Raw genomic sequence first — 12,592 nt, forward strand, 5'->3', positions numbered from 1 at the left:
CGTCATCACCAGATCGGGTGATAACGGCCAGGGAAGGCCGGCATACTCCCCGAAAGAGGTAGCGCGGGCCGGTCATTACCGGTGATGGCAGCAGGCGGCGCGGCACCTACACTGTGGGCCCGGCGTTGCTGCGGTGCGCCCTGTCCAAAGACAGGTGCGGCGGCCAGCGTCAACCAGTACAGTCTGAATTTTTGAGGAGTTGTCCGCCATGAGGATGTATATCATCTCGATTGCCACCGGCCTGCTGGTCGGCGTCATCTACGCCCTGTTGAATGTCCGCTCGCCGGCGCCGCCGGTGATCGCCCTGCTCGGCCTGGCCGGCATCCTGATCGGCGAACAGATCCCGCCGCTGGTGCGCACCTGGATCAAGCCCGAGGCCACCAAGGTCTCGTGGGTGGCAGACCACGTCAAGCCGCACTGCTTTGGCAAGCTGCCCACTGCCCAACAATCCGATCAAGCCAAAAGGAGCGCATGATGTCGCACGCTATGTCGCAAGCTGTTACCAATGATGTGCCTGACCTGATCCTGCATCGCGGCCTGTTCACCACGCTCGACCGCAGCAATCCGCACGCCGAGGCGGTGGCCATCAAGGACGGCCGCTTTACCCACGTGGGCCGCGCCGACGAGATCATGGCGCTGGCCGGTCCCGCCACCCGGGTGATCGACCTGCACGGCAAGCGCGTGCTGCCCGGCCTGATCGACAACCACTGCCACATCATCCGCGGCGGCCTCAATTTCAACCTCGAACTGCGCTGGGACGGCGTGCGCAGCCTGGCCGACGCCATGGCCATGCTCAAGGCGCAGGTGGACATCACCCCCGCACCGCAATGGGTGCGCGTGGTGGGCGGCTTCACCGAGCACCAGTTTGCCGAAAAGCGCCTGCCCACGATCGCGGAACTGAACGCCGTGGCGCCCGATACGCCGGTGTTCATCCTGCACCTGTACGACCGCGCGCTGCTCAACGGCGCCGCGCTGCGCGCCGTCGGCTACACGCGCGAGACGCCGGAACCGCCGGGCGGCCAGATCCTGCGCGACGGCGCCGGCAATCCTACCGGGCTGCTGCTGGCCAAGCCGAATGCGGCCATCCTGTACGCGACGCTGGCCAAGGGCCCCAAGCTGCCGCTCGAGTACCAGGTCAATTCCACGCGCCACTTCATGCGCGAACTCAATCGCCTCGGCATCACCGGCGTGATCGATGCCGGCGGCGGTTTCCAGAACTACCCGGACGACTACCAGGTGATCCAGCAGCTGTCGGACGCCAAGCAGCTGACCATCCGCCTGGCCTACAACCTGTTTACCCAGAAGCCGAAGCAGGAAAAGGAAGACTTCCTCAACTGGACCCAGAGCGTCACGTACCAGCAGGGCGACGACTACTTCCGCCACAACGGCGCCGGCGAAATGCTGACCTTTTCGGCGGCCGACTTCGAGGACTTCCGCGAGCCGCGTCCCGACATGCCGGAGACCATGGAAGACGACCTCGAAGGCGTGGTGCGCATCCTGGCGCAGAACCGCTGGCCGTGGCGCATGCACGCGACCTACGACGAGACCATCAGCCGCGCGCTCGACGTGTTTGAGCGCGTCAACCAGGACATGCCGCTGGCAGGCCTGAACTGGTTCTTCGACCACGCTGAAACCATTTCCGAGCGCTCGATCGACCGCATCGCCGCGCTGGGCGGCGGCGTGGCCGTGCAGCACCGCATGGCCTACCAGGGCGAGTACTTCGTCGAGCGCTACGGTCACGGTGCGGCCGAGGCGACGCCGCCGGTCAAGAAAATCCTCGAAGCCGGCGTCAAGACCTCCGCTGGCACCGACGCCACCCGCGTTGCGTCGTACAACCCGTGGGTGTCGCTGGCGTGGCTGATCACCGGCAAGACCGTGAGCGGCATGCAGCTGTACCCGCGCGCCAACTGCCTGGACCGTGAAACGGCGCTGCGCATGTGGACCGAGAACACCACCTGGTTCTCGAACGAAGAAGGCAAGAAAGGCCGCATCGAGGCAGGGCAGCTGGCCGACCTGATCGTGCCGGACAAGGATTTCTATGCCTGCGCTGAGAGCGAGATCAGCGAGCTGACGTCCGAACTGACCATCGTCGGCGGCAAGATCGTGTACGCGGCCGGCCGCTTTGCCGCCCACGATACGCCACCGCCGCCCGCCATGCCGGACTGGTCGCCGGTGCGCCGCTTCGGCGGCTACGCCGGCTGGGGAGAACAGATTGCCAACAACCGCGCCGGCCGGCAGGAGCTGGAAAAACGCCGGCAGCAGCAGGAGCAGCTGCGCGCCCAGGCCGCGGCCTGCGGCTGCGCCAATGCCTGCAACGTCCATGGCCACCAGCATGCATCGGCCTGGACCAGCAAGCTGCCCACCTCGGACCTGAAGAGCTTCTGGGGGGCGCTCGGCTGCGCCTGCTGGGCCGTGTGATGGGCCGGTCGCCACCGGTCTTGCCGGCTTGCCTGCGCGCCCCGTGGGTGCCCCGGGTCTGCCTGCTGCTGCTCTGCTCGGCATACCTGCAGGGCGGCATCGACAAGCTGGCCGATTTCAACGCGGCCATCGCCGAAATGCAGCACTTCGGCGTGACGCCGGCGGCGCCGATGGCGGCGGTCGTCATCATCGGCGAACTGGGCGCCTCGCTGATGATCGTGGCCGGCTGGTACCGCTGGCTCGGCGCCGGCTACCTGGCAATATTTACGGTGCTGGCCACGCTGATGGCCAACCGTTTCTGGGAGATGGCCGGCGCGGCGCGCTTCGCGGCTGCCAACAGCTTTTTCGAACACCTGGGCCTGGCAGGCGCCTTCCTGCTGGTGGCCTGGCTCGACCTGCAGGAAGGACGACACAATGCGACACAATAACAATGGATAACAATGGAACGAGGTAAGCATGGAACGCGGTAACATCAAGCAGGGCATCGCGCTGGCATTTTTGGGCGGCTATGTCGATACGCTGGGCTTCATCGCCCTGTTCGGGCTCTTTACGGCCCACGTCACCGGCAACTTCGTGCTGATCGGCCGGGCGCTGGTGGAGCCGGCCTACGACATCATCCCGAAATTGCTGGTGTTCCCGGTGTTCATCGTATTCGTGGCGATTGCGCGCATGCTGATCCTGCACTGGGAGCGCAGCAGCCGCCCGGCGCTGCGCAACAGCTATCTGCTGCAGCTGGTGCTGCTGTGCGCCGGGCTGGCGTGCGGTGTGCTGGCGTCGCCGATGGCCAATGCCCATCAGCCGATGAGCCTGCTCACCGGCATGCTGTGCGCCGGCGCCATGGCCACGCAAAACGCCTACGGCAAGCTACTGCTCGGTAAAGCGGCTGCCACCACGGTCATGACCGGCAATGTCACCCAACTGGTGATCGAACTGACCGACGCGCTGCGCGGCGACGGGGCTGCCCTGATCCGCTGCAAGGCGCTGGCACGGCCGGTGCTGGCGTTCGCGGTCGGCTGCATCCTGGGCGCGTATGGTTACCTGGCGTTCGGCTTCAGCGGCTTGCTGCTGCCGTGCCTGGTGCTGGTGGGGATGGCGGTCGTCACCAGGGATTGAAGGGCCGCTGCCGCCGTCGGACCGGGCCGCGCCGGTTTGTATCCGCGCATATACATTTCGCTGCTGTGTCGGCTGTTACCCCGCAGGTATAATCGTTTGTCGCATTGCCGGTGTAACCAACACTGGCATGCATCGAGATCATATTTGAAGGGAACACCGTGTACCGAACGCTGATCAGCGCCGCCTGCTGCGCCTTGCTTGCCTTGTCCTCCCCGTCGTCGTTTGCCGAGCCGGCGGCGCCGGTGTCCGGCATCGACCTCAACACTCTCGATCCGGCCGTCAGCCCCAAGGTCGATTTCTATAGTTATGTCAACGGCATCTGGGCCCGCAATACCGAGATCCCGGCCGACAAATCGACCTGGGGCACCTACACCGAGCTGCGCGAGATTGCCCAGCGCCAGCTGCGCGCATTGATGGAAGACGCCGTCAAGCATCCGGGCAAGGCCGGCAGCGACACCCGCAAGATCGCCGACCTGTACACCAGCTATCTCGATGAAAAGGCGCGCAACGCGGCCGGCTTCAAGCCGCTCAAGGCCGAACTGGGCCGAGTCAGCGCCGTGCGCGACAAGCGCGAACTGCCGGCCCTGTTCGCCCAGCTGCAAGGCAGCGGCGTGCAGACCCCGTTTGCCGCCTACGTGGCGCCCGATGCGCACGATCCGGACCGCTACACGATCAACATCAGCCAGTCCGGCCTGGGGCTGCCCGACCGCGACTACTACCTGAAGGACGATGACGCCAGGCTCAAGGGCGTGCGCGACAAGTATCTGCAGCATATCGCCACCATGCTGACCATGAGCGGCGACCGCCAAGCCGCCGCGCACGCGGCCCAGGTGCTCGATATCGAAACCCGGCTGGCCCGCGTGCAGTGGACCCGGGTGCAGATGCGCGACCCGGTCAAGTCGTACAACCGGGTGGATTTCGCCCAGTTCGCCACACTGGCGCCGGCCTTCGACTGGCAGGCGTATTTCGCTGCCGCCGGCTATGCGGACAAGGAAACCTCGGCGGTGGTGCGCCAGCCGGGCTTTCTGACCGGCTTTGCCGACACCTTCGCCAGCGTGCCGCTCGACGCCTGGAAGAGCTACCTGCACTGGCGCATCATCGAGAGCTATGCGTCGTACCTGGACAGCGCTGCCGTCAGGGAGCGCTTCGCCTTCGAGGGCACGACCTTGCGCGGCGTGCCGCAAAGCGAACCGCTGTGGCAGCTGGCGCTGAAATTCACCGACGGCGCGCTCGGCGACGCGGTCGGCAAAAAATACGTGGCGATGTACCTGCCGCCGGAAACCCGGCCGCGCGTGATGGCCATGTTCGACAATTTCGTGGCATCGTTCAGGGATGGCATCGACCACCTAGACTGGATGAGCGCCGAGACCAAGAAGGAAGCGCAGCTCAAGCTGGCCGCGCTCAAGCCGAAGATCGCCTATCCCGACCGCTGGCGCGATTACAGCAGCATGACAACCCAGCCACGCGACCTGGTCGCCAATGTGCGCGCCGCGCGGGCCTGGAGCCGGCAATACAACCTCGACAAGCTGGGCAAGCCGGTGGACCGCGACGAATGGTCGATGACGCCGCAAACCGTGAACGCCAGCTACAGCCCGGCGCTGAATGCGATCACGATTCCGGCCGCCATCCTGCAGCCGCCGTTCTTCAACGTCAAGGCCGAAGACGCCGTCAACTACGGCCTGCTGGGCATCACCTTCGGTCACGAGATCAGCCATGCCTTCGACGATTCCGGCAGCCAGTACGATGTCCGCGGCCGCCTGCGCGACTGGTGGACGCCGGCCGACCGTGCCGCCTTCAAGGCCCGCGCCGCCGGCCTGGTCAAACAATACGGCGCCTACAGCCCGGTGCCCGGCTACCACATCAACGGCGAGCTGACGCTGGGCGAAAACATCGGCGACAACTCCGGCCTGTCGCTGACCTACCGCGCTTACCAGCGCTCGCTGGGCGGCAAGCCGTCGCCCGTGATCGACGGCCTGACCGGTGAGCAGCGGCTCTATATCGGCTTCGCACAGAAATGGCGCGCCAAGCTGCGCCCGGAAGCGGCGATTGCCCAGATCAAGAGCGACCCGCATTCGCCCGGCGAATTCCGCGCCAAGGGCACGGTGATGAACCAGCCGGGCTTTTACCAGGCGTTCGACATCAAGCCGGGCGACCCGATGTACCTGCCGCCGGAGCAGCGCGTGCTGATGTGGTAAGGGCGGCTGCGGCCGCTCACAGGTGGCGCACTGCCGCCGGCGGCGTGTCCCAGTTTTCGTTCCTGCCATCGAGGTAGGTGACCGGGGCCGCTGCCAGCTCGTCGGGCGTGGCGTCGTCCAGGCACGCCAGGTTGACCGCATAAAACGGACCCCAGCGCGGCGAGCGGCCGATGCCGAACGCGTGGATGCCGCAGTGCCGGCAGAACCGGTGCTGCTCGGTGCCGCTCAGAAAACGGTAGTCGCCCAGCGCCGCTTCGCCCGCCAGCAGCCGGAACGCGTTCGGCGCGACGATCGCCGGCCAGAAGCGCAGCTTGGCGCAGAACGAGCAGTTGCACTTGATGGTGCCGGCGCCCAGGTCGATGTCGGCAGCGAAACGCACGGCGCCGCAATGGCAGCTGCCGTGATAGGTTTTCATGCCGCCTCCGGCAGCTTGCGCGCACGCGGGCGCCAGGTGCTCCACGCGATCAGGGCCAGCAGCGCCCACAGCGGCACCTTGAACAGCTCCGGTTGTTGCAGCATATAGATGTGGGCCGGTGTTACCACCAGCGTCAGCAGAAACAGGCCGATCCCTGCGGCCCGCCGCAGCCCCGGTATCAGGATGCCGACTGCGCCCAGCAGCTCGAACACGCCGCTCACCAGCACTGCCGCGACCGGCCACGGAATATAGGGCGGCACGATGGTGGCTTCGAGGTTGGTGGCGGCAAAGTGCGCGATACCGCCGACGAAGAACCAGACGAACACGATCGCCAGGCCGATGCGTTGTCCGGTGCCGGCGCCGTACGTGGCCAATGCCTCGCTAGCAGCCACCGGATTCCGCCATCAGGACCTGCACCAGCTGCGCTGCCGGCATCGCGCGGATCAGCGGCGCGCCCTGTCCGGCCCAGTGGGCCGCGAACTCGTGGTTGCCGTCCTTGCTGGCGGCTGCGTGGAGCTGCTTGCCGGCGTCGTACGCGAGCGGGTAATCGGCTGCCGGCGGTGCGCCGGGCGCATCGCCGTGCAGCATGAGCCGGTTGACGATGCCGCGCGCCAGCCGACCCGAGATGGCGGCAGTCAGCCCGGTATGGGCGGCGCGGTCGCTGGTGAGCATGGCGCGATACGCTGCATTGGCGGCAGACTCGGGGCACAGCAGAAAGGCCGTACCGAGCTGCGCGCCGGCCGCGCCCAGGTCCAGCGCCGCGCGGATGCCGGCGCCGTCCATGATGCCGCCGGCGGCGATCAGCGGCAGCGACGTGTGCCTGGCCAGCAGGCGCAGCAGCACCGCAGTGCTGAGCCGTTCGTCGCGGGCGTCCGGATCGAACACGCCGCGGTGGCCGCCGGCTTCCACGCCCTGGGCCACGATGGCGTCGACGCCGGCCTGCTCGATGCGCCGCGCCTCATCGACGCTGGTGGCCGTGGCCATGGTGCGGATGCCTGCCGCGCGCAGCGCCGCCAGCCAGGGGGCGGGCGGCAAGCCGAAGTGAAAGCTCACCACCGCCGGCCGCAGTGCGAGCAGCAGGCGGAACGTGGGCTCGTCCTCGACAAAGCTGCGGTAGATTTCCGTGAGCGCCGTGGGCGGGGCGCCGCCGACCTCGGCGAACAGCGGCGCCAGCCAGGCGATCCACGCCGCTTCGCGGGCGGCGTCGCGCCTGGCCGGCGCGTGGCAAAAGACATTGACGTTGAACGGGCCGGCAGTGAGCGCCTGCGTCGCTGCGATCATCTGGCGCGATTGCTCCACGGTGCTGGCGCCGATGGCCAGCGAACCGAGGCCGCCGGCATTGGTGACTGCAGCGGCCAGCGCCGGCGTGGAGAAGGCCGCCATCGGCGCACCGATGAGCGGATGGTGCACGCCGAGCTGGCGGAAGAACGGGTGTAAGGCGGCCATGGCGCCGGCTCCTTGGGTATGGTGGAGCGACGATTTTATATCGTAATGATGCCGCGCTTGAGTGCAATCGTCACCGCGTGCGTGCGGTCGTTGGCAGCGAGCTTGGACAGCACGTTTTTCATGTGGGCCTTGACGGTTTCTTCGGAAATCGACAGGTGTTCGGCGATGCGGCGGTTGGAATTGCCGCCGGCAGCGTGGTTCAGCACTTCGAGCTCGCGCGGGCTCAGCGGGCCTTGCCCCATGTGCTGCGCCAGCTCCATGGCGATTTCGGGCGGGATGCGGCGCTGACCGATGTGCACGCCGCGCACGGTATCGAGCAGCTCGCGCCGCAGCGTGCTCTTGAGCAGGAAGCCGGCTGCGCCCGCTTGTACCGCGCGCAGGATCTGGGCGTCGCCCTTGTAGGTGGTCAGCATGATCACGCGGGCTTCGCTGTGGTGGCCGCGGATGCGCTGCAGGGCGGTCACGCCGTCGAGCTCGGGCATCGCGATATCCATGATGGTGACATCGGGACGCAGCTGCTGGTAGCGTTCGACCGCTTCCCGACCGTTGCCCGCTTCGCCGGCCAGGTGCATATCGTCCTGGCTGGAAATGGCCTCGCCCAGCCCGGCCCGCAGCAGTGGGTGGTCGTCGACGACAAGGACAGAAATGGGGCGCGGAGAGTGCATGCTGTAACGAGTACTTTATTGAGAAAAACGGGCTGACATACCGGGTAGCTAGCGCGTAGTAACCAGTAGTGTGCTATGTGCCGGCAAAGTATGCCTCTCCCTAAAGAATGGCACAATAGCTACGCATGCAAACCAACTTTGCATTTTTTGCAAACAGGAGGAGATTTGATCGATAGCTTGCACTGCTTAGTGGCAGTGGTCGAGCAGCGCAGCCTGTCGCGCGCGGCGGCCGACCTGAAACTGTCGGTGTCGTCGGTATCGCGCAAGCTCGATGCACTCGAGGCGCATCTCGGCGCGCGGCTGCTGGTGCGCGGGACACGGCAGGTCGTGCTGACCGACGCCGGCGAGCGTTTTCTGCCGCGCGCCCGCGCGGTGTTGTCGGAACTGGCCGAAGGCATGGCTGCCGTGCAGGACGTGGGACCGGAGCCGCGCGGCCTGCTGACCGTGACGGCGCCGGCCGGCTTTGCACGGCTGCACGCGGCGCCGGCCATTGCCAGCCTGGTCGCCCGCTATCCTCTGCTGCAAGTGCAATTGCTGGTGGGCGACAGCGTCGTGGACCTGACCGAGCAGCGCGTCGATGTGGCGCTGCGCGCCGGGGTCGCCCCCAGCGGCGAGCTGGTGGCCACCCGGCTGGCGCCGCAGCACCGCGTGGTCAGCGCCAGCCCGGCCTACCTCGCACGTCACGGCTGGCCGGCCACGCCGCTCGACCTGTTACAGCACCAGTGCCTGTCGATGGTGGGCAAGTCGCCGCGCGCCTGGTGGCGCTTCGAGGGCGTCAACCACAACCAGCCCTTGCCGGTCAAGGCGGCGTTCAGCTGCGACGATACCGACACCCTGATGCATGCGGCGCTGGCCGGCGCCGGCATCATCCACCTGGCCAACTGGATGGTCAGCGATGCCATCGTCGCCGGCAAGCTGGTGCCGGTATTCCCGATGGCGCCGCTGGTGCCGGCCAGCGGCAGGGCGCCGCTGCGCCACGACCCGGACGAGTCGGCGATCCATGCCGTGCACATGCCGGGGCGTTCCAACCACGCCAAGGCGCAGTTGCTGATCAATCATTTGCGGGAGTTTTTCGGCGATCCGCCGTATTGGGATGTTGCGATGGTGAAGGCAGGGGCAGGGGCAGGGGCAGCGCGCGCGGTTGCGGCGCGCGCCCCGTGATGGATGATCCGTGCGGTCAGTTCCAGTCGTCGCCGCCGCCACCGCCACTGCCGCCGTCATCCCAGCCGCCGCTGACGCCGAAATCGCTGCCGCCCATGTCGTCGTTCGCCACGATATTGCTGCGGTTCGGATCCTCGTAGATAATGTCGTTGCGGCCGCCGTCGGTGGCGCCGCTGTCATTGGCGCCGTGGTTGCCGCCCATATTGCGGGCGATCGCCTCGGCTGCCATGAAACCCGCGCCCACCGCAGCGCCGGTCGCCAGGCCGCCCATGATGCGCGAACCCATGCCCGGACCTTGCTGCGGATAGCCTTGCTGAGGATAACCCTGCTGCGGGTAGCCCTGTTGCGGGTAGCCGCCAGGCGGATAGCCGGGCGCTGGCGGATTGCCGGTGTTGAAGCCGGGGTTGTAGCCGCCACCGTTGCCGAGGTTGCCCATGCCGCCTTGCTGCTGCTGGCGCCGTTGCATGAAGCGCGACGCCACGAAGATGAAGCCCACCAGCAGGCCGCCGATCAGCAGCACGCTACCCCACGGAATGCCGGCGCTGGCGCGCGGGGCGTCGGCGCGGTTGGCGTAGCCGCCGCTGTCGTGACCGACGCGGTTACCGGGCGCCTGCTGGCTGTAGCCGGGCGACGAGGTGCCGACCGCACCCCGTTCACCCTTGGCGATCAGCGCTTTGAGGTTGGCGACCGAGGTCGCGTTCACCTTCGGCAGCCCGGGCGATAGCCGCTCGGCAGTGGCCAGCGACTGCTGGGCGGCGGCAAACTTGCCCTGCTTGGCCAGCAGCTCGGCCTCGACAAAGTGCGCCTGCGAGCTGTTCGGATGTTCCTTGAGCACCTGGTCCATCATGGCCTGGGCTTCGGTGAATTTGCCCGCCTCCGCAGCCAGATAGACGTCGTGCACGGACGGGGAGGCCGCGAACACGGGCGCCGACAGCGCCAGCGCTGCGGCAAACGTGAGGCGGGTGGCAATGGTTTTACTGTTCATGACGGATCTCCTGTTGGAACAACCCTAAAATGTGGCCAGCTTACGCCGTTTTCAATGGTCCGGTGGTGCGGTGCGCCACAGAATGGCGATGCACCGCACCGGCTTCGATCAGCTACGCTGGGCGGCAGCGATGTAGCGGTCGATCACGGACGGCAGCACCGTCAGCGGCACGCCGCAGCTTTGCACCAGCGCATCGTTGAAGCCGGGCAGGTCGAAACGGCTGCCCAGCGCAGCGCGCGCCCGTTCGCGCTGGCGCAGGATCTCGTTATGGCCGACCTTGTAGCCGCAGGCCTGGCCCGGCGACACGCTGTAGCGGTCGATCTCGCTGGTCATGGCCTGCTCGCCGCGGCCCGTGTTTTCGACCAGGAAGCGGATCGCCTGGTCGCGCCGCCATTTCATCGCGTGCATGCCGGTATCGACCACCAGCCGGCACGCGCGGAACTGCTGCGCCTGCAGGTAACCGATCTGGCTGAACGGGTCCCTGGCATACAGGCCCAGTTCATCGACCAGCTGCTCGGCATACAGCGCCCAGCCCTCGATGAAGGCATTGAAGCCGATCAGCGACGACATCAGCGGCAGGCTGTCGTGACGCTCGGCCAGGTAGGCGCCCTGGAAGGCGTGGCCCGGCAGCCCCTCGTGCGCCGTGAGCGTGGCCAGTTCCGGCTTCGGCCACAGCGTGGTCGATTTCAGGTTGATGTAATAGATCGCCGGCCGGCTGCCGTCGAGCGCGGCGAAGTTCATATAGCCGAGCGGCGCGCCAGCCTCGATATCGATCGGCACCCGCTTGATTTCGAGCGGCACCTTCAGGTTCATGCGCGAGATCTTCGGCATCAGGTCGCGGATCGCTTCCACCCGCTCGTTGCAGTAGGCGATCAGTTCGTCGCGGCCCTTGTCGTTGTCGGCATAGAAGCGCTTGGGGTCCTTGGTCAGCGCCAGCAGGCGCGCGCCCACCGTGCCCTGGGTCATGCCCTGGGCTTTCAGGATGGTGTCGATGCGCGCCTGCAGCGCCAGGTTCTGCTCCATGCCGATCTCGTGGATTTCCTTGGCCGACAGGCGGGTGGACGTACCGAGGCGCAGCGCCCATTCATAATAGGCGTCGCCGTCGGGCAGGCGGTGCACGCCCGGCACGTCGGTGGACTTGGCGGTCGCTGCAGCCAGGGCCTTGATCTGGCGGTCCAGCGCCGGGTACACCTGGCGCTCGACCAGCCTGGCGGCACGCGCCGCCCAGTCGCCGTCGATGCCGAGCTTCTGGGTGCGGTCCACCAGCGACTGCACCAGCTTTTGCTGACCCACCGGGGTCTTGCGGAATTCGCGCAGCTGGCCCAGCGCGGTGCGGGCGATGAAGTCGGGCGGCATGATGCCGCGCGCCGCCTGGTTGGTGATGCGCGTATTTTCCTGTTCCAGCATGCGCGCCAGGGCGGTCAGGCGGTCCAGGTAGGCATTGGCGTCGGCCACGTTGGCGATCTGGTGCTGGGAATGCAGAAATTCCGGCACCCGCACGATGGCGCCGTCCTGCTGCGTGACCGGGTAGGGCGCGGCGCTGCCGTTGAATCCGCCGGCCGCGCCGCCGTAGCTGAAGCGCAGGCCTTGCACGCCTTCGTCGGCGGCGTAGCGCACGGTGTCATAGCGCAGCTGGGCGTCGGGACCGAGCTTGACGCGGTCCACCGCATCGAGCCGCTTGAGCATGGACTTGACCTGGCTGGCCCAGGCCGCGTCGCCGGCGCGGCTGACGTTTTCCAGCTTCGACTTGAGATCGGCGCGCGCGCCCTTGTCCAGCCCCAGCGAGGTGGCGGTGGACGGCGACAGGCGCAGGATTTCGTCGGCGAACGTGTCGAGCAGCTTGGCGAACGTGGCATCGCCCGGCCCCGCAACGACCGGCGCCACATTGCCTGCCGCAGCCTGGCCCCGGCCCAGGGCCAGGCCTGGCAACGCCGAGACGGCGGTGGCGGAGAGGGCGGACAATAACAGCGTGCGGCGGGAGAGATTCTGGGGCTGGTGGCTCATGACATCCTTTTTTCTTGGGCAATAGTTGCGAAAAAACAGTGCGAGGATGACCATAGCGTGCCGCGCCGATCGGTGTCAATGGGAATTGCGTGCGGTTTAAGGCGGGGTTAATGCAGAGAAAGCTGCAGTTGGCGTCGCCAGCGTGCAGTTGGCGCCGCCGCCAGACGTTTGGTCGCATGGTTTCCTGCGG

Annotated in this window: 12 protein-coding genes; 6 read left to right on the forward strand and 6 right to left on the reverse strand. The window is 67.0% G+C overall.

Annotated elements, in window-relative coordinates; genetic code table 11:
* Positions 1 to 208: 208 nt before the first annotated feature.
* The 5 genes from ASF61_RS09210 (at position 209) to ASF61_RS09230 (ending at position 5,726) form a co-directional block, all read left to right on the forward strand.
* A complete protein-coding gene (locus ASF61_RS09210) occupies positions 209 to 475 on the forward strand; it encodes a XapX domain-containing protein (RefSeq protein WP_056154303.1) in 267 nt (88 codons plus the stop codon).
* Positions 472 to 2,418: an amidohydrolase gene (locus ASF61_RS09215; RefSeq protein WP_373994536.1), complete on the forward strand. Its 1,947-nt coding sequence runs from the start codon at positions 472 to 474 to the stop codon at positions 2,416 to 2,418. Before ASF61_RS09210 ends, ASF61_RS09215 begins: the two co-directional genes overlap by 4 nt.
* Positions 2,418 to 2,846, forward strand: a complete 429-nt coding sequence (locus ASF61_RS09220; RefSeq protein ID WP_156369508.1) for a DoxX family protein — start codon at positions 2,418 to 2,420, stop codon at positions 2,844 to 2,846. The genes ASF61_RS09215 and ASF61_RS09220 overlap by 1 nt, the downstream gene beginning before the upstream one ends.
* Positions 2,847 to 2,874: 28 nt before the next feature.
* Complete coding sequence (locus tag ASF61_RS09225; protein WP_056154308.1) at positions 2,875 to 3,531, forward strand: YoaK family protein; 657 nt, start codon at positions 2,875 to 2,877, stop codon at positions 3,529 to 3,531.
* Between the two features lie 158 nt (positions 3,532 to 3,689).
* Positions 3,690 to 5,726, forward strand: coding sequence for a M13 family metallopeptidase (locus ASF61_RS09230; RefSeq protein WP_056154311.1), 2,037 nt, complete (start codon positions 3,690 to 3,692; stop codon positions 5,724 to 5,726).
* Between the two features lie 16 nt (positions 5,727 to 5,742).
* Here the strand turns inward: ASF61_RS09230 and ASF61_RS09235 are convergent, their stop codons facing one another.
* From ASF61_RS09235 to ASF61_RS09250, 4 genes are read right to left on the reverse strand one after another with little or no spacing between them, the layout of a single operon-like run.
* The gene (locus tag ASF61_RS09235; protein WP_056154314.1) at positions 5,743 to 6,141 is read right to left on the reverse strand and encodes a GFA family protein; all 399 of its coding nucleotides are present in this window, start codon (positions 6,139 to 6,141) and stop codon (positions 5,743 to 5,745) included.
* On the reverse strand, positions 6,138 to 6,533 hold the full coding sequence (locus ASF61_RS09240) for a hypothetical protein (RefSeq protein ID WP_229205775.1): 396 nt from the start codon (positions 6,531 to 6,533) through the stop codon (positions 6,138 to 6,140). The genes ASF61_RS09235 and ASF61_RS09240 overlap by 4 nt, the downstream gene beginning before the upstream one ends.
* Positions 6,523 to 7,587 carry a nitronate monooxygenase family protein gene (locus tag ASF61_RS09245; RefSeq protein ID WP_056154322.1) on the reverse strand — a complete coding sequence of 355 codons (1,065 nt, stop codon included), beginning with the start codon at positions 7,585 to 7,587 and terminating at the stop codon, positions 6,523 to 6,525. The genes ASF61_RS09240 and ASF61_RS09245 overlap by 11 nt, the downstream gene beginning before the upstream one ends.
* Before the next feature lie 35 nt (positions 7,588 to 7,622).
* Positions 7,623 to 8,252, reverse strand: a complete 630-nt coding sequence (locus tag ASF61_RS09250; RefSeq protein WP_056154324.1) for a response regulator transcription factor — start codon at positions 8,250 to 8,252, stop codon at positions 7,623 to 7,625.
* A 165-nt stretch (positions 8,253 to 8,417) separates the two neighbouring features.
* Here ASF61_RS09250 and ASF61_RS09255 point away from each other — a divergent pair, with 165 nt between their 5' ends.
* Positions 8,418 to 9,413 (forward strand): LysR family transcriptional regulator, encoded by a 996-nt coding sequence (locus ASF61_RS09255; protein WP_229205776.1) that lies wholly within the window; start codon positions 8,418 to 8,420, stop codon positions 9,411 to 9,413.
* 16 nt (positions 9,414 to 9,429) lie between these two features.
* On the opposite strand, the gene ASF61_RS09260 is transcribed toward ASF61_RS09255, so the two are convergent.
* Both ASF61_RS09260 and ASF61_RS09265 read right to left on the reverse strand, forming a co-directional pair.
* Complete coding sequence (locus tag ASF61_RS09260) at positions 9,430 to 10,398, reverse strand: M48 family metallopeptidase (RefSeq protein ID WP_056154329.1); 969 nt, start codon at positions 10,396 to 10,398, stop codon at positions 9,430 to 9,432.
* 108 nt (positions 10,399 to 10,506) lie between these two features.
* Positions 10,507 to 12,402, reverse strand: a complete 1,896-nt coding sequence (locus ASF61_RS09265; protein WP_056154331.1) for a DUF885 family protein — start codon at positions 12,400 to 12,402, stop codon at positions 10,507 to 10,509.
* Between the last annotated feature and the right edge of the window lie 190 nt (positions 12,403 to 12,592).

This window comes from Duganella sp. Leaf126 (assembly GCF_001423125.1).
In the GTDB taxonomy this organism is placed as follows: domain Bacteria; phylum Pseudomonadota; class Gammaproteobacteria; order Burkholderiales; family Burkholderiaceae_D; genus Rugamonas.

Excerpts from the sequence above, each read along its gene's own strand:
- ASF61_RS09260 (WP_056154329.1), bottom strand. The coding sequence starts at position 10,398 with ATGAACAGTAAAACCATTGCCACCCGCCTCACGTTTGCCGCAGCGCTG.
- ASF61_RS09245 (WP_056154322.1), bottom strand. The coding sequence starts at position 7,587 with ATGGCCGCCTTACACCCGTTCTTCCGCCAGCTCGGCGTGCACCATCCG.
- ASF61_RS09250 (WP_056154324.1), bottom strand. The coding sequence starts at position 8,252 with ATGCACTCTCCGCGCCCCATTTCTGTCCTTGTCGTCGACGACCACCCA.
- ASF61_RS09215 (WP_373994536.1), top strand. The coding sequence starts at position 472 with ATGATGTCGCACGCTATGTCGCAAGCTGTTACCAATGATGTGCCTGAC.
- ASF61_RS09265 (WP_056154331.1), bottom strand. The coding sequence starts at position 12,402 with ATGAGCCACCAGCCCCAGAATCTCTCCCGCCGCACGCTGTTATTGTCC.
- ASF61_RS09235 (WP_056154314.1), bottom strand. The coding sequence starts at position 6,141 with ATGAAAACCTATCACGGCAGCTGCCATTGCGGCGCCGTGCGTTTCGCT.
- ASF61_RS09220 (WP_156369508.1), top strand. The coding sequence starts at position 2,418 with ATGGGCCGGTCGCCACCGGTCTTGCCGGCTTGCCTGCGCGCCCCGTGG.
- ASF61_RS09225 (WP_056154308.1), top strand. The coding sequence starts at position 2,875 with ATGGAACGCGGTAACATCAAGCAGGGCATCGCGCTGGCATTTTTGGGC.
- ASF61_RS09210 (WP_056154303.1), top strand. The coding sequence starts at position 209 with ATGAGGATGTATATCATCTCGATTGCCACCGGCCTGCTGGTCGGCGTC.